The sequence below is a fragment of the Enterobacter sp. 50793107 genome (assembly GCF_001463365.1).
GTDB lineage: Bacteria > Pseudomonadota > Gammaproteobacteria > Enterobacterales > Enterobacteriaceae > Enterobacter > Enterobacter cloacae.
In genome coordinates this window covers 33,364-57,886 of sequence record NZ_LNII01000079.1, presented here as the reverse complement: position 1 = coordinate 57,886, position 24,523 = coordinate 33,364, and the positions used below count along the sequence as shown (strand labels likewise).

Here is a 24,523-nt window from a genome sequence, read left to right as displayed (position 1 = left end):
GGTAAAGACGCGGAGAAAAATTTCTGGCAGACTGTCTGTAAAGGCACGATGAGGTCTCTTCTGATTTGTTAGCGCAACCAGTAGATCACACTTCATCGTGCTTTTCATTTTTCTGGGGAACCCTCAGCCCTGTGGGAGAGGGCCAGGATGAGGGCATCAGGCCGCACAAAACGAGCCTAACCCAACTCCTGAATCGCCTTCTCCAGCGCTTCACGCAACAAGTGACGGTCATGACGGTATTTGATATCGCTGGCCTCCAGCGGCTCCTGCACCACCACGCGATCGCCAATGCCCGACACATCCACTTTCGGCCCGACCACGACACCATCGATGATTTTTTTACCGACGTACTGCTCCATCAGCTCCAGTTTATCCGCCAGCGACAGGCTGGCCGCAGCCGGACTCAATTCGCGGCCTAAATTACCGATGTACACCATCGGGGCGGGCGTTCTGCGCAGGGCCTGTGCCAGCTCTTTCACCAGTAAAATCGGCATCAGGCTGGTGTAAAAACTGCCCGGGCCAATCAGGATCAAATCCGCCTCGGCGATGGCCTCAACTGCTTCGCGCGTGGCAGGAACGGCCGGGTAAGTCATCAGCTCTTTCGGCGGCAGCGTAAGCTGATCAATATTCACTTCGCCGTACACTTCATGACCTTCCACGTCGATAGCCATCAAATCGACCGGTTGTTCAGACATCGGGATCAGGAACGCATCCACTTTGAGCAGATTGCGGATGAGATTGATCGCTTCCAGCGGGCGCACGCTCAGGTGATCCAGCGCTTTAAGCATCAAATTTCCAAGGTTATGCCCGGAAAGTTCCCCGTTACCGCCAAAACGGTACTCAAACATCGCCGAGGCGACGCTCGGTTCGGTAATTAACTGGTTCAGGCAGTTACGCATATCGCCCCAGGCAATGCCGCCTTCTGCGCGTCGGATCCGCCCCGTCGATCCGCCGTTATCCGTTGTTGTTACTATCCCTGTCAGTCTTGAGCCAAGGGATGACAAAGAGGACATCACCCGGCCCAGACCATGGCCTCCACCCAGTGCCACCACCCGGTCAAGATCCGCAAAAGTGCGATTGCGCATACCTATTCCTTATCACGTTCGATCTGCGTAACAGTAACCTAACTACCCCTAAAAGACGATGCCTCAGCCAGGGCAAAATGACGTATATCAATGCGAATCTGCTGTTTTGGCGTATTCTGTAACGAAAATGCACGATCAGGTCGCTATATACATGTTTATATAGCGTTAAGCGGTAATGGCGAAAGGGTGATTTACGCGCTACTATCGCCATAACCACGTTTTCAAATTTGAAAACATACACTCTAGCCCTGGTGCCTGTGTCGAAAGATATGGCGCCCTGGCCGTGGCAACTATGCCACCAGGGTACAGAAAGAAATGACTGTGCCTCCCGTATCTGGAAAGGTGTACATGGCTTCACAACTTACTGATGCTTTCGCGCGTAAGTTTTACTACTTACGTCTGTCGATTACCGATGTGTGCAACTTCCGTTGCACCTACTGTCTGCCCGACGGCTACAAACCGGGCAGCGTCACCAATAACGGCTTTCTCTCCGTGGATGAAGTTCGCCGCGTTACGCGCGCGTTCTCGGCACTCGGCACGGAAAAAGTGCGTCTGACCGGCGGAGAACCTTCGCTGCGCCGTGACTTCCCCGACATTATTGCCGCCGTGCGTGAAAACGAACGCATCCGTCAGATTGCGGTGACCACCAATGGCTACCGCATGGCGCGCGATGTCGCAACCTGGCGTGATGCGGGCTTAACGGCCATTAACGTCAGCGTGGACAGCCTGGATGCCCGTCAGTTTCATGCCATTACCGGGCAGGATAAATTCCAGCAGGTGATGGACGGTATTGATGCCGCGTTTACCGCCGGGTTCGATAAGGTCAAAGTCAACACCGTACTGATGCGTGATGTAAACCATCATCAGCTGGATACCTTCCTGGCGTGGATCAAATCCCGCCCCATTCAACTGCGGTTTATTGAACTCATGGAGACGGGCGAGGGCAGCGAGCTGTTCCGCCGCCATCACATCTCCGGCATGGTGTTGCGCGATGAGCTGCTTAAACGCGGCTGGATCCACCAGATCCGCCAGCGCAGCGACGGCCCGGCGCAGGTCTTTTGTCACCCGGATTACGAAGGGGAGATTGGGCTTATCATGCCTTACGAGAAAGATTTCTGCGCCAGCTGTAACCGCCTGCGCGTCTCCTCGGTGGGCAAACTGCATCTCTGTCTGTTCGGGGATGGCGGCGTTAACCTTCGCGATCTGCTGGAAGACGATGCGCAACAGACCGCGTTGGAAGCGCGTATTTCTGAGGCGCTGACGCATAAAAAACAGACCCACTTCCTGCATCAGGGCAACACCGGCATTACTCAGAACCTGTCATACATTGGCGGGTAATCAGGCTTAAGAAGGAACCAGAAGATGAGTCAGGTCAGCGCGGAATTTATCCCGACACGTATTGCCATCCTTACCGTTTCCGACCGTCGTGGCGAAGAGGATGACACCTCCGGCCACTGGCTGCGCGAAGCCGCCCATGACGCCGGGCATAAGATCGTCGATAAAGCGATCGTCAAAGAGAACCGCTATGCCATACGCGCACAGGTCTCCCAGTGGATTGCCAGCGATGAAGTGCAGGTGGTGTTGATCACCGGCGGCACCGGTTTTACCGCAGGCGACCAGGCGCCAGAGGCGCTTATCCCGCTGTTCGACCGCGAGGTAGAAGGCTTCGGCGAAGTGTTTCGCATGCTGTCGTTTGAAGAGATTGGTACCTCGACGCTGCAGTCACGTGCGGTGGCGGGCATGGCGAACAACACACTGATATTCGCCATGCCGGGCTCGACCAAAGCCTGCCGCACCGCGTGGGACAACATTATCGCCCCGCAGCTGGATGCCCGTACCCGTCCGTGTAATTTTCATCCTCATTTAAAGAAATAAGCTATGTCGCAACTGACCCACATTAACGCCGCTGGCGAAGCGCATATGGTGGACGTCTCCGCCAAGGCCGAAACGGTCCGCGAGGCGCGTGCCGAAGCGTTCGTTACCATGCTGCCAGACACCCTGGCGATGATTATCGACGGCAGCCACCATAAGGGTGATGTCTTTGCCACTGCCCGCATCGCCGGGATCCAGGCGGCGAAACGCACCTGGGACTTAATTCCGCTCTGCCACCCGCTGATGCTCAGCAAGGTGGAGGTCAATCTTCAGGCCCAGCCAGAGCACAACCGCGTGCGCATCGAATCGCTGTGTCGTTTAACCGGTAAAACGGGCGTGGAGATGGAAGCGCTGACGGCGGCGTCCGTTGCCGCGCTGACTATCTACGATATGTGCAAAGCGGTGCAGAAAGATATGGTGATTGGCCCGGTTCGTCTGCTGGCGAAAAGCGGCGGCAAATCCGGTGATTTTAAGGTGGACAGCCATGATTAAGGTGCTCTTTTTTGCCCAGGTGCGTGAACTGGTGAATACCGACAGCCTGACGCTGGAAGCGACGTTTAAAGACGTTGCCGCACTGCGTGCGCATCTGGCGGCGCAAAGCGACCGTTGGGCGCTGGCGCTGGATGAAGGGAAGCTGCTGGCCGCCGTCAACCAGACGCTGGTGGAGTTTACCCATCCGCTGGAGGCAGGTGATGAAGTGGCCTTCTTCCCACCGGTGACGGGGGGTTAAGATGGCTGATACGCGAATTCTGGTTAGCCCTGAGCGCTTTAACGTCGGTACGGAATATCACTGGCTGGCAGAGCGCGATGAAGACGGTGCTGTTGTGACCTTCACCGGTAAAGTGCGTAACCATAACCTTGGCGACAGCGTAAAAGCGCTGACGCTGGAACACTATCCGGGCATGACCGAGAAATCTCTGGCTGCGATCGTCGAAGAGGCGCGAGGCCGCTGGCCGCTCGGGCGTGTGACGGTTATCCACCGCATCGGTGAGATGTGGCCGGGCGAGGAGATCGTTTTCGTGGGGGTGACCAGCGCCCATCGCGGCAGCGCGTTTGCCGCCGGGGAGTTCATCATGGATTACCTGAAAACCAAAGCCCCGTTCTGGAAACGTGAAGCGACGCCGGAGGGGGAGCGGTGGGTTGAATCGCGCGACAGCGACAAACAGGCCGCCAGCCGTTGGTAACAGGTTTATGTGGATGTGTTAGTCTTAACGTGTGTGTCTACTTAATCAGGAGTGAATCATGGACCGATTTCCGCGTTCCGATTCGATAGTACAGCAGACCCGTAGTGGCCTGCAGACGTATATGGCTCAGGTTTATGGCTGGATGACGGTGGGCTTACTGCTTACCGCATTTATCGCGTGGTATGCGGCCAATACCCCTGAACTGATGATGTTTATCTTTTCCAGCAAAATCACCTTCTTTGGGCTGATCATTGCGCAACTGGCACTGGTGTTTGTGCTCTCCGGTCTGGTACAGAAGCTGAGTGCCGGGATGGCGACCACCCTGTTTATGCTCTATTCGGCACTGACGGGGCTGACGCTTTCCAGCATTTTCATCGTCTATACCTACTCCTCCATCGCCAGCACCTTTGTGGTCACCGGCGGGATGTTTGGTGTGATGAGCCTGTACGGTTACACCACCAAACGTGACCTCAGCGGTCTTGGCAACATGCTGTTCATGGGGCTGATCGGGATTGTGCTGGCGTCGCTGGTGAACCTGTGGCTGAAGAGCGACGCGCTGATGTGGGCGGTGACCTATATCGGGGTGGTGATTTTCGTTGGCTTAACCGCCTACGACACCCAGAAGCTGAAAAATATCGGTGAGCAGATTGACGTGCGTGACAGTTCCAACCTGCGGAAATACTCGATTCTGGGTGCCCTGACGCTGTATCTGGACTTCATCAACCTGTTCCTGATGCTGCTGCGTATTTTCGGCAACCGTCGTTAAGTACAGCCCCTCACCCTAACGGTGCGGTTTTCTCCCTCTCCCTGTGGGAGAGGGCCGGGGTGAGGGCATCAGACCGCTGCGCCTATTTTGCCATCGCCTTCTCGTTCTTCGCTCTCAGCTTTTTCGCCCGGCTCTCAAGCACCAGATAACAGACCGTTGCCAGCGCCAGCGGCAGGAAGTAATAGAGCATGCGGTAGGCGAGCAGGGCGGCGATAATCGTCCCATGAGAAACATGTTCTCCGGCAAGCAGGGCGATAAATACCGCTTCCAGCACCCCAATCCCGGCCGGAATATGTACGATCACCCCGGCAATACTGCTCACCAGCAGCACCCCCAGCACGAAGAAATAATTCACATCTTCGCCAATGAGCAGCCAGATAATTGCCCCCATCGCCATCCAGTTGGCGCTGGAGACCGCCATCTGCAGCACGGCAAATTTCCATGAGGGTAAAACCAGCTTTTGCCCTTTGATGGTCATATGGCGGCGTCTGGCAAAGGCGCAGGCCCAGAGATACAGGGCGATAATGAGCAGGAGCGCGAAACCCAAAATCCGCAGCGTGGCTTCATCGATATACCAGTGTGCGGGCAACTGCACCACGCCGATGGTAAAGATCACCCCACCCAGCAGAATATAACCCAGCCAGTTGGTAGTGATGCTCAGCGAAAATATACGCGTGATAGTCCCACCGGGCAGTCCCAGGCGCGAGTACAGGCGATAGCGCATGCCAATCCCCCCGACCCAGGTGCTGAGCGTCAGGTTAAAGGCGTAGCAGATAAACGACACCAGCATGACCTGGCGTTTTGCCAGCTTGTGGCCGCAGTAGGCGCGACCCAGCAGGTCATAGCAGCCGTACATCAGATAGCTCACAATCACCAGCCCAACCGCTCCCAGCAGCACCATCCGGTTGTAGTTGCGGATGACTTTCCACACCTCTTCCCAGTCCACCTTTTGCGCGTAAACCACCAGCAGCACCGCAACGGCAATAAAAAACAGCCAGGTCAGGATCTTTTTCGCCATTCGCCAGCGTGGATGCGATTTAGACATCAGGTTTTCCCTCCATCTTCCGCCTCAATGCGGTCCTGGGTTTCCATTTCGGGTTGAACAGGCGGATCCACCAGCGCAAGTTTTGGGGTATGCGCCGGCAGCCAGCCCACCATCGCCGGGAAATGGCGCAGGAAGTGGAACACCACTACGCTGATCCCCAGATTCCACCAGGTGCGTTTTGGCACCATGGACTCGTCCACGCGCACGCAGTCGTTGACGATCAGCCCCTGCAGGTTATCCCGCAGGGTCTGGTTAAACTGGCGATCGTGAATGATCAGGTTCGCTTCCAGGTTGAGTGACAGGCTCAGCGGATCGAGGTTACTGGAGCCGACGGTCGCCCAGTGATCGTCCATCAGCGCGACTTTGCCGTGCAGCGGTCGGCGACGGTATTCGTAGATTTGCACTCCGCCTTTGAGCAGGTAGTTATAGAGCAGCCGCGCGCCGACTTTGACGATGGGCATATCCGGCTCGCCCTGTACAATCAGCTTCACGCGGACGCCGCGTCGGGCAGCACTGCGCATGGCGTGCAGCAGCCGGTAGCCCGGGAAGAAATAGGCGTTGGCGATGATCACTTCGCGTTTGGCATTCGCCAGCATTTTCAGGTAGTGGCGCTCAATATCGTCCCGGTGCTCGCCGTTATCCCGCCAGACGAACAACGCCTGCGCTTCGCCGGGCTTCCGGTTCTCTTCCGGACGATGGCGGCGCTTCCACCAGCGTCGGGCGGCCTCTTTGCCGGGTAAGTTTTCCAGTTCAAACAGCAAAATGTCCTGAACCACAGGCCCTTCGATGCGGATGGCGTAATCCTGCTTGGCCTCCGGGCCGTAGTCAGACATATGCTCGGCGGAGTAGTTAATGCCACCGACAAACGCCACCGTCTCATCAATGACGACGATTTTGCGGTGCATCCGGCGAAAGAGATTGGTACGCATGCCGAACAGGCGAGGGCCGGGATCGTAGTAGCGGAACACAACGCCTGCGGCAGTGAGCTCATTCACGAACGCATCGCTAAGATCGGGCGAGCCATAGCCATCCAGCAGCGCTTCAATTTTGACGCCGCGCTGGGCGGCGCGCAGCAGCACGCTGTGCAACTGTTTGCCCACATCATCTTCAAACCAGATAAAGGTCTCGAGGATCACTTTATGCTGCGCGCGGTCTATCGCATCAAAAACGGCGGGGTAATATTCGTCCCCGTTGACCAGCAGCGTGATCCGGTTGCCTTCCTGCCAGGTACATTTCATAAGTGGATCTCCGCGCTCAGCGGGGCATGGTCGGAAAGGTGGCGCCAGTTAAGCAACGCCAGCGCGGTCGGGCTGCTGGCATGGGCGTTTTTCACATAAATGCGGTCAAGCCTCAGCAACGGGAAGCGCACCGGAAACGTGCGCGCAGGTCTGCCGTGCGCGCGGGTGAAAATCTCCTCCAGCCCGGCCTCCACCTTCAGAGGGTGGTTAGCCCGCTGCCGCCAGTCGTTAAAATCCCCGGCAATGACCACCGGCTCTCCTTCGGGCAGGGCATTAGTCCACTCGGCCAGCATCTGCAGCTGTGCCTGGCGATGCGCTTCCCGCAGACCGAGATGCACACAGCCAACGTGCACCGGAAAATCGAGATCCGGCGGGGCGATACGGCAATACAGCAGCCCACGCTTTTCGCTTTCGCCGACGGAGACGTCCCGGTTCTCGTAATGTTCAATGGGATAACGCGACAACACCGCATTTCCGTGATGCCCTTCAGGATAGACCGCATTGCGGCCGTAAGCGTAATCACTCCACATGGTGTCGGCCAGAAATTCGTAGTGGGGCGTGTCGGGCCAGTTTTCGAAGTGCATCGGATGGACCTCGTGCGCGCCCATCACTTCCTGCAGGCAGACAATGTCCGCGCTGACGGTGCGAACCGCGTCGCGCAGCTCCGGTAAAATGAAGCGGCGATTAAATGCTGTGAAGCCTTTATGAATGTTTATCGTCAGCACTTTAAGCGAGAAATGCTGCATTTTTTTGGTCATAAGCTCCTTCCTGAGTGACTATCCCAATGAAAATAAAGTGTAGTCGTCGTCACAAAAAGATGCGGTGTTACGGAATTTTCCGTAAAGTGCGGTAGTCTGATTAAGCAGAGAAAAATCCTTCAGGAGAGAAGCCATGAAGTGGCAACAACGTGTTCGTGTCGCAACGGGTCTAAGTTGCTGGCAGATAATGTTGCATTTACTGGTCGTGGCCGTACTGGTGATGGGCTGGATGAGCGGCACGCTGGTGCGTGTTGGCTTAGGACTATGCGTCCTCTATGGCGTCACCGTGCTGTCGATGTTGTTCCTGCAGCGCCATCATGAAGCGCGCTGGCGCGAGGTGGGTGATGTGCTCGAAGAGCTCACCACCACCTGGTACTTTGGTGCCGCAATGATTGTGCTGTGGCTGCTGTCCCGCGTGCTGCAAAACAACCTGCTGCTGGCGCTGGCCGGTCTGGCCATTCTTGCAGGGCCTGCGGTGGTCTCTTTGCTGGCCAAAGAGAAAAAGCTACGCAATGTTGCGTCTAAACATCGCGTACGCCACTGACCCCGTCGTGGCCGCTATGACCAGTAGCGGCCACAAACTTCCCCAGATAATATCCAGACTCGCATCCTTCAGATAAATTTGCTTGGTGATATCCGTAAAGTGACGAATCGGGTTTATCCACGTCAGATCCTGTAACCACACCGGCATATTCTCAACCGGCGAAACATACCCGGAGAGCAGGATGGCCGGCATCATAAAGACAAACACGCCAATAAACGCCTGCTGCTGCGTGGAGCAGAGCGCGGAAATCAGCAGGCCAAACCCGACCAGCGACAGCCCGTAGATCACCATCGTGAAGTAGAACAGCGCCAGCGACCCGGCGAACGGGATCTGGTAGGCCCAGATCCCCACGCCCAGCACGATGGTGGCCTGGAACGTGGCAACAATCAGGGCGGGAACCGCTTTACCGACGAAGATTTGCCAGGTCGCCAGCGGGGAGACCAGCAGCTGATCGAGCGTACCTTGCTCGCGTTCGCGGGCGACGGACAGGGAGGTGACGATCATCACCCCAATGGTGGTGATCATGGCGATCAGCGACGGCACCACAAACCATTTGTAGTCCAGGTTTGGGTTGTACCAGTTACGTACCACCAGCTCGCTGTTGTTGGGCTTCGGTTTCCCCTCCATCAACTCCTGCTGATAATCCTTCACCACCTGTTGCAGATAATTCGCGGCAATCTGCGCGCTGTTGGAGTTACGCCCGTCGAGGATCAACTGCATGGGCGCGGGCTGGAAGGTGTCCAGATTGCGGGAAAAATCAGCCGGAAAACGCACCAGCAGCAGCGCTTTCTGGGTATCGATGGTGGGCTGGATCGCCTGTGGACTTTTCAGCAGCAGGATATGGGTAAAAGCCTTCGCCCGGGCAAAGCGCTGGGTCAGCTCGACGGAATGTTTACCGTTGTCTTCGTTGTAAATCGCGATGGTGGCGTTGGTCACCTCAAGCGTGGCGGCAAAAGGGAACAGAAACACCTGGATGAGCACCGGCAACACCAGAATGGCGCGGGTTTGCGGCTCGCGCAGCAGCGATTGCAGCTCTTTGCGTATTAACGTCCATAAACGGTGAAACATGTTCGCTCCTTAATCCAGACGCCGTTTGGTTTTCATCCACGTCAGCCCAATAAACATCGCCGCCGACGCCAGCAAAAACAGGGTATTGATAATCAGCACTACCGGAATATTCCCCGCCAGGAACAGGCTTTGCAGCGTGCTGACGAAATAGCGCGCCGGAATAATGTAGGTCACGGCGCGGATCACCGCGGGCATGCTGTCTATCTGGAAGATAAACCCAGACAGCATAATCGACGGTAAAAAGGCGGCGTTCAGCGCCACCTGCGCGGCGTTAAACTGGTTGCGGGTGACGGTGGAGATGAGCAGCCCCATGCCCAACGTGCTCAGCAGGAACAGGCTGGTGATGAAAAAGAGCAGCACCAGCGAGCCGCGGTATGGCACCCCGAGGATAAACACCGAGACCAGCATACAGAGCAGCATCGCCAGCATGCCGAGGAAGTAGTAGGGGATAAGCTTACACAGCAGCAGCTCAAGGCGCGTCACTTCGGTTGAAAGCAGCGCCTCCATGGTGCCGCGCTCCCACTCGCGGGCAATCACCAGCGAGGTCAGGATTGCGCCAATCACCGTCATAATGATGGTGACCGCACCCGGGATAATAAAATGCTGGCTGATGGCGGCAGGGTTAAACCAGTAGCGCATCTGTACGTCGATCAGCGGTTCGAACGTTTCGCCCCGGTCTTCGGCGCGCTGCATCTGCCAGAGCTGCCAGATCCCCTCTACGTAGCCCTGGACAAAGTTGGCGGTATTCGGCTCGCTGCCGTCAGTGATCACCTGGATCGGCGCAGCGGTATCTGCCCGCGCCATGTTGGCGGCAAAATCGACCGGGATCACCACCAGACCGCGGATTTTCCCGGCCTGCATCTTCTGAATAAGCGCTTGCCGGTTGTCGCTGATGGTGGCGTCAATGTAGGGCGAGCCGGTCATGGCGTGGGTGAAATCCAGCGCCTCTTCGCTCTGCTGCTCCAGTAATATCCCGACCCGCAGCTTGCTGGAGTCGAGGTTGATCCCATAGCCGAAGATAAACAGCAGCAGAAGCGGGATAACCACCGCAATCAGCCAACTGCTGGGGTCACGCACGATCTGACGCGTCTCTTTGATGCACAGCGCGCGCACCCGGCGCCAGGAAATCGCCTTATTGCGCATCGGCATTCTCCTTATCCCAGTCGTGGATGAGGGTGATAAACGCCTGCTCCATGGTCGGGTCCGGCACCTCGTCGTCTGCGGCCTGGGCTTTCAGGTCATCCGGCGTGCCGTGGGCAATCAGCTTGCCGCGATAGACCAGCCCGATACGGTCGCAATACTCCGCCTCGTCCATAAAGTGGGTGGTTACCATCACCGTCACCCCTTTCTCCACCATGCTGTTGATGTGTAGCCAGAACTCGCGGCGGGTGAGGGGATCAACACCTGACGTGGGTTCATCCAGAAACAGAATATCGGGCTCGTGCATCAGCGAGCAGGCCAGCGCCAGCCGCTGTTTGAATCCCAGGGGCAGCTCATCCGTGGCGTGGGAAGCGATAGCTGTCAGGCCAAACGCCTCGCTCATCCGGTGGATTTTCTCGTCCTGGGCGCGCCCTCGCAGGCCGTAAACGCCGGAGAAAAAGCGCAGGTTCTGCTCGACCGTCAGGTTGCCGTACAGCGAGAACTTCTGCGCCATATACCCCAGATGCTGGCGCGCCTTGCCGGAGCTGACTTTCAAATCCATATCCAGTACCAGCGCTTTGCCGGACGTAGGCACCAGCAGGCCACACATCATCTTAAAGGTGGTGGATTTCCCCGCGCCGTTTGGCCCGAGCAGGCCAAAAATTTCACCGCGCTTCACCGCGAAATTGACGTTATCGGTGGCGGCGAAATCACCGAATTTTTTGGTCAGGGATTTGGCTTCGATCACCGTCTCACCCGGCGTACCTTCTACCGTGTGCAGGATCGCCCCGAGCGGCGATTCCGAAGTACCCGCTCCGCCCAGCAGATCGATAAACGCGTCTTCAAAGCGGGGAGCCGTCTCTTCCATCTCAATGTCAGGCATGCCCGGCGCGTGACGAATATCCGCTTCGGTCGCCTCTTTGGTCAGGATCACGCGCACCGAACGGCCCTGAATCATCCCGTCGCTGACCTGGGGCAGCTTCAGCACCCGTTGCAGCAGTTTGCGGTTCGACTCCTGCGGGCTGTGCATCAGGAAACTGCGTCCGGCCATGCTTTGGGTCAGCTTCGTCGGTTCTCCCTGATAAAGCAGCTCGCCTTCGTTCATCAGCAGCACATCGCGACACTGCTCGGCTTCATCCAGATAGGAGGTGCTCCAGAGGATCAGCATTCCGTCACCGGCCAGCTCGTGCACCATCTGCCACAGTTCGCGGCGTGAAATGGGGTCCACGCCCACGCCGGGCTCATCCAGCAGCAGCACTTTCGGCTCGCCGACCAGCGTACAGGCCAGCCCCAGCTTTTGCTTCATCCCGCCGGAGAGCTTGCCCGCCAGACGATCGGTGAAGGGACCGAGGGAGGTGAAGGACAGCAGACGGGCGAAAGTCTGCTGACGGGTTTCACCGGTCACGCTGCGCAGATCGGCGTACAGATTAAGGTTCTCCATCACCGTCAGGTCTTCATAGAGACCAAACTTCTGCGGCATATAGCCGAGCATGGCGTGGAGTGCACCGTCATCTTTAATCGGATCGAGTCCGAGCACGCTGGCCGCCCCTTCATCGGGCTTAAGCAGGCCTGCCAGCATCCGCATCAACGTGGTTTTGCCTGCGCCGTCCGGACCAACCAGCCCGGTTACATAGCCTTTCTGGATGGTGCAGTTCAGCGGCGCGACGGCCGGTTTTTCCATGCCCGCGAAGCGTTTGACCAGATTGTCGAGCCGGATAACCGCGTCATTCATGTCGTTCCCCGCTGTTCACTTTTACGGTGACTGGCATGCCCTGACGCAGCGCATCGTCCGCATCGGTGACGATGATGCGCAGGCGATACACCAGGTCGGTACGCAGATCCGGCGTTTCCACCGTTTTTGGCGTGAACTCAGCGGTGGGTGAAACAAAGCCCACTTTGCCGTGATACGGTTTATCGGGACGGCCGTCGGTATAGAGCAACAGTTCGCGACCCGGCTGCATCTGGCCGAGGTTTGGTTCATCAATGTAGGCGCGCACCCATACCGGACGGGTGAGCGACAGGGTTAAAACGGTGCTTCCGGCGTTGAGCATGCTGCCGGGCTCCACGGCGCGGGTCATCAGCGTGCCGTCAGACGGTGCCACCAGCGTGGTGTCATGCAGATCGAGTTCCGCCTGGGCCAGTTGGGCCTGCGCCTGTTCAAGGCTGGCTTTGGCCTGGGCGATATCCTGCGGGCGGTTACCGGTGTGGTACTGACTCAGTTTGTCCTGTGCGGATTTCAGCGTTGCCTGAGCCTGATCTCGTGATGAACGGGCGTTTTCCAGATCGTTGGCCGAAATAGTGCGGCTTTTCCACAGCCCCTGCTGGCGGGCATAGAAATTCTGCGCATAGTCATAGGCTGCCTGCGCCTGTTTGACTGCGGCAGCAGCCTGGGCAATCTCTTCGTCACGATAACCGGCCAGCATCAGATCATATTGCGCCTGGGCGACGGAAACGCCGGCTTTTGCCTGCATTAACGCGTTCTCGTAGGGCGCTTTATCAAGCATCCCCAGCGTCTGCCCGGTTTTGATGGTGTCGCCCTCATCCACGTTAAGCGACGCCAGCCGCCCCCCGACGCGGAAGCTCATATTCACGGTGCGAATATCAACGTTACCGTACAGCGTCAGGCCGCGATCCTGATGGCTTTGATACCACAGCCAGCCACCGACGCCTGCGGCAAGCAAAACAACAACCACCAGAATGATGGCGACAGGTTTTTTCATGACTTCAGGCTCCTTTGCGTTAAGCCTTGCAGGATCAGATCCAGATGACAGGTGATAACCTGGCTAATCTGCGCGGCTTTATCCTCATCAAATTGTGTCCAGCCGGTGCGTAACAGAATCGTTTCTCGCCCCAGACGGAAGGCCAGAATCTCACCCAGCAGGGCGTGGGTATGCAAAATCGTAGCGGTATCGTTGGCGTCTTGCCCGGTATAGGCCGCGATCAGCCGGGTAAGGTGCGTGTGCATCGGGGCAATCACCTGGTCATGCACCAGCTGGTAGGCGGCAGTGGGGAAGAGCTGTTCACGGGAGATAAATCGACTCAGGTTCAGCGTGTCGTCGTGCGTCAGCAGGCGGATCATGTTGTGGCAGGCGTTGAGGATCAGCTGGCGGATAGCGTCACGATCGGGCGACGGCTGGCTGAGCAGCGCGGTGGCTTCCTCCACGTGTGGGTGAAACTGCGTGCCAATAAAATCGGCGATCCACTGGGCACAGGCGAGGTATAAATCCTCTTTTGAGCCAAAATAGTAGGGGATAGCCGCAATGTTTTGCCCGGCCTGCGCCGCGATATCCCGGGTGGTGGCGTGTAAGCCATACTCACCAAACTGCGCCAGCGCGGCAGCAATAAGCTGGCTTTTGGCCTGTTCGCCTTTAGAGGTTGTCGGGGTTGTATTCATAGCGGCATTAAAAATTAATCAATCGATTGATTAAGATTATGCCTGATTAGCGAAATCGTCGAGGGAAGGTGGAGGGATATTTTATGCGCCACGTCACAAAAGCTGCTACACTCCGCCCCTTCGCGACATTGTGGTTTTTGTCCTCCTAATTGTTATATCTCCCTGAAAACTACACCTGTGATGGTCGGGGCGGTTCGGAGTTTTTATGTCTTTTGATTCCCTTGGCCTGAACCCGGAAATTCTGCGCGCGATCGCAGAGCAGGGCTACGTTGAGCCAACCCCAATCCAGCAGCAGGCGATCCCTGCCGTTCTGCAGGGCCGTGACCTGATGGCCAGTGCCCAGACCGGGACCGGTAAAACCGCAGGCTTTACCCTGCCACTGTTAGAGTTGCTGGTAAAAAATCAGCCGCACGCGAAGGGGCGTCGCCCGGTTCGTGCGCTGATCCTCACCCCAACCCGCGAACTGGCGGCGCAGATTGGCGAGAACGTGCGTGACTACAGCCGCTATCTCAACATTCGTTCGCTGGTGGTTTTCGGCGGTGTGAGCATTAACCCACAGATGATGAAACTGCGCGGCGGCGTGGACGTGCTGGTGGCAACGCCGGGCCGTCTGCTGGATCTGGAACATCAGAACGCCGTGAAGCTTGATAACGTCGAAATTCTGGTGCTGGACGAAGCCGACCGCATGCTCGACATGGGCTTTATCCACGATATTCGCCGCGTGCTGGCTAAGCTCCCGCCGCGCCGTCAGAACCTGCTGTTCTCCGCGACCTTCTCCGACGAGATCAAAGCGCTGGCTGAAAAGCTGCTGCATAACCCGCTGGAAGTTGAAGTGGCGCGCCGCAACACCGCCTCTGAGCAGGTGACCCAGCACGTCCATTTCGTTGATAAAAAGCGTAAGCGGGAACTGCTCTCCCAGATGATTGGTCAGGGTAACTGGCAGCAGGTGCTGGTCTTTACCCGTACCAAGCACGGTGCAAACCACCTGGCGGAACAGCTGAACAAAGACGGTATTCGCAGTGCGGCTATCCACGGTAACAAGAGCCAGGGGGCGCGTACCCGTGCGCTGGCGGACTTTAAATCCGGTGATATCCGCGTGCTGGTGGCCACCGACATCGCTGCCCGTGGTCTGGACATTGAAGAGCTGCCGCACGTGGTGAACTACGAGCTGCCAAACGTGCCGGAAGACTATGTTCACCGTATCGGCCGTACCGGTCGTGCGGCGGCCACTGGCGAAGCGCTCTCGCTGGTCTGCGTGGATGAACACAAACTGCTGCGCGACATCGAACGCCTGCTGAAGAAAGAGATCCCGCGTATTGAAACGCCGGGATACGAAGTGGATCCGTCCATTAAAGCGGAGCCAATTCAGAATGGTCGCCAGCAGCGTGGCGGCGGTGGACGCGGTCAGGGCGGCGGCCGTGGTCAGCAGCAGCCACGCCGTGCCGAAGGCGGTGCGCCGAAGTCGGGCAATAAACCGCCTCGCCGCGACGGCGAAGGGAAACCGGCAGGAGAAGGGCAGCGCCGTCGCCGTCCGCGTAAACCGGTTAACCCACAGTAATCTGGAAGCCCGGCCGTAAAGCCGGGCTTTTCTTTTTGCGGCGACGAAAATAAAGTGCCACAATAGTGGCTGTTTATACAGTATTTCAGGTTTTCCGATGGCTTTAACCGCGGCGCTGAAAGCGCAGATTGGTGCCTGGTATAAGGCACTCCAGCAGCAGATCCCCGACTTTATCCCCCGGGCACCACAGCGGCAGATGATTGCCGATGTGGCAAAAACGCTCGCCGGTGATGACGGGCGACATCTGGCGATTGAAGCGCCAACCGGGGTCGGTAAAACCCTCTCTTATTTAATCCCGGGCATCGCTATTGCACGGGAAGAACAAAAGACGCTGGTGGTCAGCACCGCTAACGTGGCGCTACAGGATCAGATCTTCAGCAAAGACCTGCCGCTGCTGCGCAAAATTATCCCTGAGCTGCGTTTTACCGCCGCCTTTGGCCGCGGACGTTATGTCTGCCCGCGTAACCTGGCGGCGCTCGCCAGCAGTGAGCCCACCCAGCAGGATCTGCTGGCGTTTCTTGATGACGAACTGACGCCAAACAACAAGGCGGAGCAGGAACAGTGCGCGAAGCTGAAAGCCGATCTCGACAGCTACAGGTGGGACGGTTTGCGCGATCACACCAGCCAGGCCATCGGCGATGATTTATGGCGCAGGCTCAGCACCGATAAAGCCAGCTGCCTCAACCGTAACTGTCACTACTACCGCGAGTGCCCGTTTTTTGTCGCCCGGCGGGAGATCCAGGAAGCGGAAGTGGTGGTCGCCAATCATGCGCTGGTGATGGCGGCGCTGGAGAGCGAGGCGGTGCTGCCGGAGCCGAAAAACCTGCTGCTGGTGCTTGATGAAGGCCACCATTTGCCTGACGTAGCCCGGGATGCGCTGGAGATGAGTGCTGAAATCACGGCCCCGTGGTTCCGCCTGCAGCTCGATCTGTTCTGCAAGCTGGTGGCCACCTGCATGGAGCAGTTCCGTCCCAAAACCACGCCGCCGCTGGCGGTGCCCGAGCGTCTGAGCGAACACTGTGACGAGGTCTACGGCCTTATCGCATCCCTGAACAACATTCTGAATCTGTATCTCCCGGCGACTCAGGAGGCAGAGCACCGTTTTGCCATGGGGGAGCTGCCGGACGAGGTGATGGAGATTTGCCAGCAGCTGGCGAAGCATCTGGAAAAGCTGCGCGGCCTGGCAGAGATGTTCTTAAACGATCTCAGTGAAAAGACCGGCACCCATGACGTGGTGCGTTTGCACCGTATTCTTCTGCAAATGAATCGTGCGCTGGGCATGTTTGAAGCGCAAAGCAAACTCTGGCGGCTGGCCTCAATGGCGCAGGCGTCCGGCGCGCCGGTCACCAAATGGGCCACCCGCGAAGTGAGAGACGGGCAGGTACACCTCTTTTTCCACTGCGTGGGCATCCGCGTGGCCGATCAGCTGGAAAAGCTGATCTGGCGCAGCGTGCCGCACGTGGTGGTAACGTCAGCGACCTTGCGTTCCCTGAACAGCTTCTCGCGGCTGCAGGAGATGAGCGGCCTGAAGGAAAAAGCGGGGGACCGTTTCGTGGCGCTGGACTCGCCGTTTAACCACTGCGAGCAGGGCAAGCTGGTGATCCCGCGCATGCGCTACGAGCCGCTTATCGATAACGAAGAGCAGCATATTGCCGAAATGGCCGCCTATTTCCGCGAACAGCTGGAGAGTAAAAAATACCCCGGCATGCTGGTGCTGTTTGCCAGTGGACGCGCCATGCAGCGCTTTCTGGAACATGTTACCGATCTGCGTTTACTGCTGCTGGTGCAGGGCGATCAGCCGCGCTACCGGCTGGTAGAGCTCCACCGCCAGCGCATCGATAACGGCGAGCGCAGCGTGCTGGTGGGGTTACAGTCTTTTGCGGAAGGTCTGGATCTGAAGGGCGACTATCTGACCCAGGTGCATATTCACAAAATTGCCTTCCCGCCCATCGACAGCCCGGTGGTGATCACCGAAGGAGAATGGCTGAAAAGCCTCAACCGCTATCCGTTTGAGGTTCAAAGTCTCCCGGCGGCGTCGTTTAACCTGATTCAGCAGGTGGGTCGTCTGATTCGTAGCCACGGCTGCTGGGGCGAAGTGGTGATCTACGACAAGCGTCTGCTCACCAAAAACTATGGTCAGCGCCTGCTGAATGCCCTGCCGGTGTTCCCGATAGAACAGCCGGAGGTGCCTGAAATAAAAAAACGCCCGGCAAAACAGACTGCCGGGCGTCGGAAAAGCATCCGTGCTAAGGGGCGCGGTCCTACTGGTAAGTAAAGGTGGCCTGAACAACGCTGTTGAAGGTACCCGCCGTCACAGGCAGGGCGGTAGCGTAATAGCGTGCCGCCATAGGAAAATCGGCGGTGTGGGTACCGGCGTCAATCACCACGCTGAAGCGGGCTTCGGGGGCAAGCACGATGTAATCCAGACGGTCGGCCAGCTCTAATGCCACCCCTTTGGCAGTGCCACTATTGGCGAATTTAAAGGGGTGTTCCGTATCGCGGGGGCCGTCAACGCTGATGGTGGCAACCGTCAGCGTGGGCGGACAATTGGTGAGCTTTAAATCGAAGTTTTTCCACGGGCCGGTGTCGCCGATATCCTTAAAATCACTGGCGACGGCCTGTCCCAGATCCACCACCATGTTCTGGCTGGCGCTGTCTACCTGGCAGGTGGTGTCGTAAATATTCCCTTCGATATTGAGCGTCACGTCGGTCGCGCCCACAGAGAGGCTCGTCAGAGCGAGCAAAAGGGATAACGTTTTCATCTTCGCTCCGTTACTGGTATTCAAGATCGATGGTGGCAATCGTATTGGCTTTCCCCGCCGTGACGCTGGCATCTGTCTGGTAATACTGCACCGCGAAGGGGATCACATCCGGAACGCCTGGTTCGGCTCTTCCACCCACCGGGATTGGGTAGTCGTATTTAAGATCGACACCGTCAAGCAGCATTCTCACCCCCACGCCCGTGGCGCTGTCGCTGCCGGGCGTCAGGTTCAGGACATCTGCATACTGGCTGTTGATGCCATTTGCGCTGGTTACCGAGGCCGTAAGATTGACCTCTTCGGTACAGGTAGCGGTGATGTTGAAATACTTCCAGGCGGTATAGCTGCCCACGTGGGTAAATTGCGACACCGGGAAATTGCCGAGGGTCACCGTCAGATTTAGCGGATCAATAGAACAGGTCGCCGTTCTTTCGCTGACCGTGGCGGAATAGTGGCTGGTATTACGTGCACCAGAAATCCCCACAGAGTTATAAACCCCGAATCCATAGGGATCCTGCGCGAGCGAAAGGGTACCGCTACCGATATGTGATGCCGTTTTGATTAACCGCTGGGTGTAGCTGAAAGAAAATGTTTGTCCGCTGTCGCTGCTGACCGTCCCAATGGGCGTGGCGGTTGTATCGCATGAGTACCCTTTGCCGCGAACGATCTGCCCGCTGCTGTTCAGAAGCTCAATGCCGATGCCGTCAACATTGGTGGTGTACACGCCCGGCATGCCAGGCACTTCCGTTCCCGTTCCGTAATAGCAGGAAATTAGGGTGTGATTCGTCATCGTGCCGGTACAGCTGCCGTTAACGGTATGGGTCTTTGCCGAACCCGGGATGACGCCGCCAATATCGAGTGTTGTGGGAACAGAAAGCGTGCCCGCATCAAGGGTATAAGGCAGATCGGCGCTGTCACAGGAGGTTGCCGCCTGGGCATGCGGCACCAGACACGCGCTCGTGAGTAAAACCAGCAGTGCGAAGACATATCTACACATGTTCATTTTTTCCTCGGGAAGGGTCATACACACTGCGCCGTAACGTTAAGAACAGGGCCGTCGGCTTTGGTGGGCAGGTGATAAGTTGCCTTGCAATGGCTGTCGGCGGTTTTCCCCCAGCTGACATTAACCGTACCTGTCTCGTGCATACCGGTGAGGTACACCTGCCCGCCGTCGCCTACGATAAATTCACCGTCCTGATGGGCCTGAGATGCCGTTGCGCCAAAGGGGATCGGGCGACCATCCGCGTGTTTTAGTGTCATCAACACCCGACTGCCTACGTGCGTTTCATAATGTGCTCGCACAATGGCGCCGCGCGTTGGTGTCACCGTTTTTGCGGCCTGGTCGATATCGGCATTTTCCGGCAAGGTTTCGGTGTTCAGCGCGAGGGTGTTGTGACGGTATGGCGAAACGTACGGCACAATGGCATAGCCGCGAAAATCGGTGTTAATGCCTGTCTGATTGGTGACGTTGGTGTCGTCTGCGCCCGGCGCTTCGATCAGCGCAGCGGTCTCACCCATCGGCTGACCAAGGGTGATGCCATGCGCATGGGCGATCATGCTGCCCTGAAGACCGATATTGAGCTGTTGTTGCTGGTTATCCTGGGAATACCCGGCGCTCACTTCGCCGTAGGTGCCTTTATAATCGGCATTCAGACTGGTGCTGTCCCCACTGCTCTGACTATGGCCCTGCTGAACCCCCCAACTGAGGTTATTACCGGCCAGCGCCGTGCCGTTCAGACCCACGCTTTGGGTTGTTTCGTGCTTCGTGCTGTTCAGGTTGTAGTTCACCCAGGTGTTGCTGAGCCAGCGATCGAGCGGAACGGAGACGTTAAATGCAATCGTCTGCTCGCTGGTTTTCTCATTATTGTCATCCCCGCTGTCACGCGTGTTTTTATCCAGTCCGTAACTGAGACCGTAGCTGATGCCGTGCCAGGAGTTGTTGTAGCCGAGGTTCAGTGAGGTCATCCCCTGGCTTGAATTCCAGTAGTTCTCTTTGACCAGGCTTAACGTCAGGGAACCAAACGCCCCGCCCAGGGACTGGTCGACAGTCGCCTCCTCGCGGCTGCGGCGCGTGTCCGGCGTTTCCCAGTCGTCATTACGGGTATGGGAATCCAGCGTGTCCTGCAGGGTGTAGAACCCCTTGCTGTTATAGCGATAGCCAGCAATGGAAAAATGGGTACCGGTGGTGGCGAAATCTTTGCTGTAGCGGATGCGCCAGGAGCGCCCGCGAGTGGGGTCCTGATCCTGCATCTCTGATTTGGCGTCGGTGACATCCACCGAAAAGGCCCCGAGATCGCCGATATTCTTGCCGACCCCCAGCGCCAGCGCATCGTAATACTGGCTTGCCTGCACGCCGCCGTAGACCGTAAAGCCGTAAGGCAAGCCGTAGATTGCCGTACCCTGCATAAACGGGGTTTTTTCGACGTCGTTGTCATAGCTGCGATAGCGCCCCGCGGTGAGGCTGTATTTAAAGCGGCCTTCACGCTGCAACACCGGCACCGACGCATAAGGCACCACAAAATGCTGTTCGCTGCCGTCCGTCTCTTTTACGGTGACGTTCAAATCGCCGCTTCCGCCGGTGGGGTAGAGATCGTTGATCTCGAACGCGCCGGGAGCGACATAGTTCTGGTAAATGACGTAACCATTCTGGCGAACGATAACCTGGGCGTTACTGTGCGCCGTACCGCGGATCACCGGCGCAAAGCCCTTCATGCTGTCCGGGAGCATGTCGTCATCCGAGGCGATCTGCGCCCCGGTGTAAGAGATGCTGTCAAACACGTCGGAAGGGGAAGAGCTTTGGCCGAATGTGACGTTCCCGCCAAGGGCGATAATATCGCGCTGGGCGTAGGTATAGACCGAAGAAAACTGGCTCTCTGCGTCACCGTCACCGCTGGTTTTGCTCCAGGTGGAGTAGTTACGAAAACGCCACGCCCCGAGGTTAAGACCCGGACGCAGGTTAAGAAACTCGCTGCGCTGATCGCTACCGTTCTCACCTTTGCCGCGGTTGTTCCCGGCGGTGAAGCTGTAATTGAGCAGCAGGGCGTTAATTCCCTCGTCATATTCCTGCGGGTCGACGTAATCACGCGGCACCTGAGTAATTGCGGTCTGGGGAATGCTTAACAGCAACTGCTGCGGATTAACATGAAACGTTGCGCTGGCGGAGGGGATCACGCTCAGGTCAATACACTGCGCCTTATCGTCCTGCCCGAATTTTTCGATATTAATACCGAAGCTTTTTAGCTGGGCGGCGCTAAGACACGGCTGCAGGGTTGATTTACCACTGGCGTCTTTCTTCAGCGTGAACTCAATCTCTTTGCTTGCCACTTTATTATTGTTGACGTAAACGTCAACGTGATATTTACCGGGAGCCTGACCGGGACCAATCTCATAAATACTGAGGTCGGTTTTACCCTGGCCTGGGTTATCAATATCCAGTAGCGCCGGGTTGAAATAATCATCGGCCAGCACTTTTTGCACACACACACCCAACAGCGTGCAGCCCAATGCAATAAGCATTGAGCGTCCGTGCTGTTTGGGTGGTTCGGTGGAGTAGTCCCAGCTCATAATAATTTTCGCTATTCCAGACGTTATTTAATCTGTGCGCTATAGGACTGGCTAATACCGCCGTAATCATTGATGATTTTCCAGTTCACGGTGTGTGCTGTAATATTTCCTGGTGTCGTGAAATGGGTTTCACTTTTTGGGCCAGCATAGGTGGCTTTATCAACTTTTTTACCGTCGAGCGTTATTTCCTGGAAATTCATATAAAACGGCGTGGGGTTTTCGACAATCAGCTGGTTTCCCCGGGTGTGCCAGGATAATTGCGTGGCAACATCTTCCGGTTTACCGGTAATTCCTGACGGGCGATAAAGCAGCTTAATGCGGGTTTTAATCGCAATCTGCAGCGTATTAACGCTCTCATTGCGCGCAGAAGAGGGGATGGATTTAATATTCAGCCAGAACAGCGATTCGCGATCGGCAGGTAAGTTTCCCCCGGTTCTGATGATGCGCAGAACGTTCTCTTGCTTCGCATCAAGGCGAAACAGCGGCGGCGTGATCAGAAACGGTGCTTTCTCACGTGCGTTATCTTCCGTCTCGACCCATGACTGCACCAGATAATCGAGATTGTCCGGGTTGGTGATCCCAATAGAGGATTCTTTTTTACTTTCTGGGTAGACCACGCGCGTGCCGCCAATGGTAATACCCGCATGGGCAACGGAGGCAATAAATAAAAAAGAGGAGGCCAGAAGATATTTTCGCATAGTGACACCGTAATAAAGCAATAACAGATATTAGCCACTGGGGTAGCTAATATCTGTTTTATTAGTTGTAAACGATAGTGAAGGTAGACGCGGCATTCGCCAGTCCGGCAGACACCGTTCCTCCGGTCTGGATATAACGTGCACCAAACTGCAGATCGTTTGTTGTGGTACCAGGCGTGAGCGTATATGCAGCAGAGGCCGTATATAAACTCAGTGGATTTTCTGTTTTATCCAGCAACTGAACACCCACTCCTGACGCCGAACCGGTTCCTGATGTCACAGCAAGAATATCTTTGTTGTTACTGTCAGGTGTCCCGCCGAATGTCACCGAGGCGCTGGTAACCGTTTCAGGACAATCTTTTAACTGAATACTAAAGCGGGTTGTCGAGGTCGTCGAACCACTTCCGGTAAATGCAGATTTAGACACCTTACCTAATGAAACATTAAGCGGATTGCTTAAACCGTTTACCACAGTACATGCAGAATCAATAATCTCACCTGTGAAATTAATTTGACCTTCACCACTGGACGCAAATACAGAAACGGAAGCACACGCCATCCCGGCGGCGATCCCCGCAATAATCATTTTTTTCATTTAAATCCTCTGAATGAAAGTATGGCACTTCAGGTATTAATCATCACGTGGCTGATTAATTCGGCATGAACTATCGCTGAGAACTATTTTTCGTTCAATTTATCTTCAGACCATTTTTACTCTCGAAGGGCGTTTGTTCGGGTGTCGGGAGAGAAAGGAAAATGATTACCCGCCAGGCATTTATCAGGGCTATAGTATCTGCAAAGAGCCGCAAGGAGAGATGTCGTGGACTATCGTAAAATTATCAAAGAGGTAGGGCGGGGAAAAAATCATGCCCGCGACCTGGATCAGGAAACGGCCCGTGCGCTGTATACCCATATGCTTAACGGCGACGTGCCCGATCTGGAGATGGGCGGTATCCTGATTGCGCTACGCATTAAAGGTGAAGGCGAAGCGGAGATGCGCGGTTTCTATGACGCGATGCAGGCGCAAACGCTGCGCTTAACGCCACCGGTAGCCAGACCGATGCCGATTGTCATCCCTACCTACAACGGCGCGCGCAAACAGGCGAATCTGACGCCGCTGCTGGCTATTCTGCTGCATAAGCTCGGGTTCCCGGTGGTTGTTCATGGCGTTAGCGAAGATCCGACTCGCGTCCTGACGGAGACCATTTTTGGCATGTTAGGTATCGAGCCGACCCTGCACGCTGGACAGGCACAGGCAAAGCTGGATGGTCATCAGCCGGTCTTTATTCCGGTTAAGGCGCTCTGTCCACCGCTGGAAAAACAGCTGGATATGCGCTGGCGCATGGGCGTGCGCAACAGTGCGCACACCCTGGCGAAACTGGCGACGCCGTTTGGTGAAGCGGATGCCCTGCGCCTCTCCAGCGTATCGCACCCGGAGTATGTCACGCGGGTGGGCAAGTTCTTTGAAGATATCGGCGGCAGGGCGCTGCTGATGCACGGCACCGAAGGGGAAGTTTATGCCAATCCGCAGCGCTGCCCGCAGCTGGTGCTGATTGATGCCGCCGGCACGCGACCCGTGCTGGAGCGGGGTGAAGAGAATGTGGATGTGGTGTTGCCGGAGGCAAAAGATCCGCACACGACTGCGCACTGGATTGAGCAGTGTCTGGCCGGCAATGTCCCTGTTCCGCACGCCCTTAAGCTGCAAATGGCCTGCTGCCTGCTGGCAACCGGAGAAGTGGAGTATGTCCAGGCGGGGTTGGCCCGTGTGGAACAGGCGTTTTAGGCAAAAAAAAGCCCGTCCAGTGGCGGACGGGCAAGCAAGGGTAACAACAGGGTCAATGAGGGTTGGA

At 56.7% G+C, this 24,523-nt stretch carries 24 protein-coding genes and 1 riboswitch; of the genes, 10 read left to right on the top strand and 14 right to left on the bottom strand.

Annotated features, from left to right (window positions below; all coding sequences use genetic code 11):
- Window positions 1-176: 176 nt before the first annotated feature.
- Window positions 177-1,085, bottom strand: coding sequence for a uridine diphosphate-N-acetylglucosamine-binding protein YvcK (yvcK, locus tag APU11_RS12190; RefSeq protein ID WP_058650925.1), 909 nt, complete (start codon window positions 1,083-1,085; stop codon window positions 177-179).
- 226 nt (window positions 1,086-1,311) lie between these two features.
- A riboswitch (molybdenum cofactor riboswitch) is annotated at window positions 1,312-1,446 on the top strand.
- Here yvcK and moaA point away from each other — a divergent pair.
- From moaA to APU11_RS12160, 6 genes are all read left to right on the top strand, one after another.
- Window positions 1,434-2,423 carry a GTP 3',8-cyclase MoaA gene (gene moaA / locus APU11_RS12185; protein ID WP_013097494.1) on the top strand — a complete coding sequence of 330 codons (990 nt, stop codon included), beginning with the start codon at window positions 1,434-1,436 and terminating at the stop codon, window positions 2,421-2,423. Its footprint overlaps the riboswitch before it by 13 nt.
- 24 nt (window positions 2,424-2,447) lie before the next feature.
- Window positions 2,448-2,960 carry a molybdenum cofactor biosynthesis protein B gene (moaB, locus tag APU11_RS12180; protein ID WP_013097493.1) on the top strand — a complete coding sequence of 171 codons (513 nt, stop codon included), beginning with the start codon at window positions 2,448-2,450 and terminating at the stop codon, window positions 2,958-2,960.
- 3 nt (window positions 2,961-2,963) lie between these two features.
- The gene (gene moaC / locus APU11_RS12175; protein ID WP_013097492.1) at window positions 2,964-3,449 is read left to right on the top strand and encodes a cyclic pyranopterin monophosphate synthase MoaC; all 486 of its coding nucleotides are present in this window, start codon (window positions 2,964-2,966) and stop codon (window positions 3,447-3,449) included.
- On the top strand, window positions 3,442-3,687 hold the full coding sequence (gene moaD, locus APU11_RS12170) for a molybdopterin synthase sulfur carrier subunit (protein WP_038984997.1): 246 nt from the start codon (window positions 3,442-3,444) through the stop codon (window positions 3,685-3,687). The genes moaC and moaD overlap by 8 nt, the downstream gene beginning before the upstream one ends.
- Before the next feature lies 1 nt (window position 3,688).
- A complete protein-coding gene (gene moaE / locus APU11_RS12165) occupies window positions 3,689-4,141 on the top strand; it encodes a molybdopterin synthase catalytic subunit MoaE (protein WP_013097490.1) in 453 nt (150 codons plus the stop codon).
- Window positions 4,142-4,199: 58 nt separating this feature from the next.
- The gene (locus APU11_RS12160; RefSeq protein WP_014831151.1) at window positions 4,200-4,907 is read left to right on the top strand and encodes a Bax inhibitor-1/YccA family protein; all 708 of its coding nucleotides are present in this window, start codon (window positions 4,200-4,202) and stop codon (window positions 4,905-4,907) included.
- 82 nt (window positions 4,908-4,989) lie between these two features.
- On the opposite strand, the gene APU11_RS12155 is transcribed toward APU11_RS12160, so the two are convergent.
- From APU11_RS12155 to APU11_RS12145, 3 genes are read right to left on the bottom strand one after another with little or no spacing between them, the layout of a single operon-like run.
- Window positions 4,990-5,952 carry a YbhN family protein gene (locus tag APU11_RS12155; protein ID WP_013097488.1) on the bottom strand — a complete coding sequence of 321 codons (963 nt, stop codon included), beginning with the start codon at window positions 5,950-5,952 and terminating at the stop codon, window positions 4,990-4,992.
- A complete protein-coding gene (gene clsB, locus APU11_RS12150; RefSeq protein ID WP_038418944.1) occupies window positions 5,952-7,190 on the bottom strand; it encodes a cardiolipin synthase ClsB in 1,239 nt (412 codons plus the stop codon). Before clsB ends, APU11_RS12155 begins: the two co-directional genes overlap by 1 nt.
- Window positions 7,187-7,948 carry an endonuclease/exonuclease/phosphatase family protein gene (locus tag APU11_RS12145; RefSeq protein WP_013097486.1) on the bottom strand — a complete coding sequence of 254 codons (762 nt, stop codon included), beginning with the start codon at window positions 7,946-7,948 and terminating at the stop codon, window positions 7,187-7,189. The genes clsB and APU11_RS12145 overlap by 4 nt, the downstream gene beginning before the upstream one ends.
- Before the next feature lie 133 nt (window positions 7,949-8,081).
- On the opposite strand from APU11_RS12145, the gene APU11_RS12140 reads away from it, so the two are divergent.
- The gene (locus APU11_RS12140; RefSeq protein WP_014831155.1) at window positions 8,082-8,492 is read left to right on the top strand and encodes a YbhQ family protein; all 411 of its coding nucleotides are present in this window, start codon (window positions 8,082-8,084) and stop codon (window positions 8,490-8,492) included.
- On the opposite strand, the gene APU11_RS12135 is transcribed toward APU11_RS12140, so the two are convergent.
- Genes APU11_RS12135 through cecR form a run of 5 tightly spaced genes read right to left on the bottom strand, consistent with a single transcriptional unit; the run spans window position 8,454 to window position 14,094 of the window.
- Window positions 8,454-9,560 carry an ABC transporter permease gene (locus tag APU11_RS12135; RefSeq protein ID WP_014831156.1) on the bottom strand — a complete coding sequence of 369 codons (1,107 nt, stop codon included), beginning with the start codon at window positions 9,558-9,560 and terminating at the stop codon, window positions 8,454-8,456. The genes APU11_RS12140 and APU11_RS12135 overlap by 39 nt on opposite strands.
- 9 nt (window positions 9,561-9,569) lie before the next feature.
- Window positions 9,570-10,703 (bottom strand): ABC transporter permease, encoded by a 1,134-nt coding sequence (locus APU11_RS12130; RefSeq protein ID WP_038418946.1) that lies wholly within the window; start codon window positions 10,701-10,703, stop codon window positions 9,570-9,572.
- Window positions 10,693-12,432, bottom strand: a complete 1,740-nt coding sequence (locus APU11_RS12125; RefSeq protein ID WP_013097482.1) for an ATP-binding cassette domain-containing protein — start codon at window positions 12,430-12,432, stop codon at window positions 10,693-10,695. The genes APU11_RS12130 and APU11_RS12125 overlap by 11 nt, the downstream gene beginning before the upstream one ends.
- Window positions 12,425-13,420: a secretion protein HlyD gene (gene hlyD, locus APU11_RS12120; protein ID WP_013097481.1), complete on the bottom strand. Its 996-nt coding sequence runs from the start codon at window positions 13,418-13,420 to the stop codon at window positions 12,425-12,427. Before hlyD ends, APU11_RS12125 begins: the two co-directional genes overlap by 8 nt.
- Window positions 13,417-14,094, bottom strand: a complete 678-nt coding sequence (cecR, locus tag APU11_RS12115; RefSeq protein WP_013097480.1) for a transcriptional regulator CecR — start codon at window positions 14,092-14,094, stop codon at window positions 13,417-13,419. Before cecR ends, hlyD begins: the two co-directional genes overlap by 4 nt.
- Before the next feature lie 205 nt (window positions 14,095-14,299).
- On the opposite strand from cecR, the gene rhlE reads away from it, so the two are divergent.
- Both rhlE and dinG read left to right on the top strand, forming a co-directional pair.
- Window positions 14,300-15,652, top strand: a complete 1,353-nt coding sequence (rhlE, locus tag APU11_RS12110; protein WP_058650924.1) for an ATP-dependent RNA helicase RhlE — start codon at window positions 14,300-14,302, stop codon at window positions 15,650-15,652.
- Window positions 15,653-15,749: 97 nt separating this feature from the next.
- Complete coding sequence (gene dinG / locus APU11_RS12105) at window positions 15,750-17,927, top strand: ATP-dependent DNA helicase DinG (RefSeq protein ID WP_020684989.1); 2,178 nt, start codon at window positions 15,750-15,752, stop codon at window positions 17,925-17,927.
- On the opposite strand, the gene APU11_RS12100 is transcribed toward dinG, so the two are convergent.
- The 5 genes from APU11_RS12100 to APU11_RS12080 all read right to left on the bottom strand — a co-directional run bounded on the left by APU11_RS12100 (window position 17,914) and on the right by APU11_RS12080 (window position 23,268).
- On the bottom strand, window positions 17,914-18,414 hold the full coding sequence (locus APU11_RS12100) for a fimbrial protein (RefSeq protein WP_058650923.1): 501 nt from the start codon (window positions 18,412-18,414) through the stop codon (window positions 17,914-17,916). The two genes, dinG and APU11_RS12100, sit on opposite strands and share 14 nt — an antisense overlap.
- Window positions 18,415-18,424: 10 nt before the next feature.
- Window positions 18,425-19,408: a fimbrial protein gene (locus tag APU11_RS12095; RefSeq protein WP_072200411.1), complete on the bottom strand. Its 984-nt coding sequence runs from the start codon at window positions 19,406-19,408 to the stop codon at window positions 18,425-18,427.
- A gap of 23 nt (window positions 19,409-19,431) precedes the next feature.
- The gene (locus APU11_RS12090) at window positions 19,432-21,927 is read right to left on the bottom strand and encodes a fimbria/pilus outer membrane usher protein (protein WP_058650926.1); all 2,496 of its coding nucleotides are present in this window, start codon (window positions 21,925-21,927) and stop codon (window positions 19,432-19,434) included.
- A 71-nt stretch (window positions 21,928-21,998) separates the two neighbouring features.
- Window positions 21,999-22,673, bottom strand: coding sequence for a molecular chaperone (locus APU11_RS12085; RefSeq protein ID WP_058650922.1), 675 nt, complete (start codon window positions 22,671-22,673; stop codon window positions 21,999-22,001).
- 61 nt (window positions 22,674-22,734) lie between these two features.
- Window positions 22,735-23,268: a fimbrial protein gene (locus tag APU11_RS12080; protein WP_029882477.1), complete on the bottom strand. Its 534-nt coding sequence runs from the start codon at window positions 23,266-23,268 to the stop codon at window positions 22,735-22,737.
- A gap of 225 nt (window positions 23,269-23,493) precedes the next feature.
- Between APU11_RS12080 and ybiB the strand changes: the two genes are divergently transcribed.
- Window positions 23,494-24,456, top strand: coding sequence for a DNA-binding protein YbiB (ybiB, locus tag APU11_RS12075; protein WP_058650921.1), 963 nt, complete (start codon window positions 23,494-23,496; stop codon window positions 24,454-24,456).
- Window positions 24,457-24,523 lie beyond the last annotated feature (67 nt).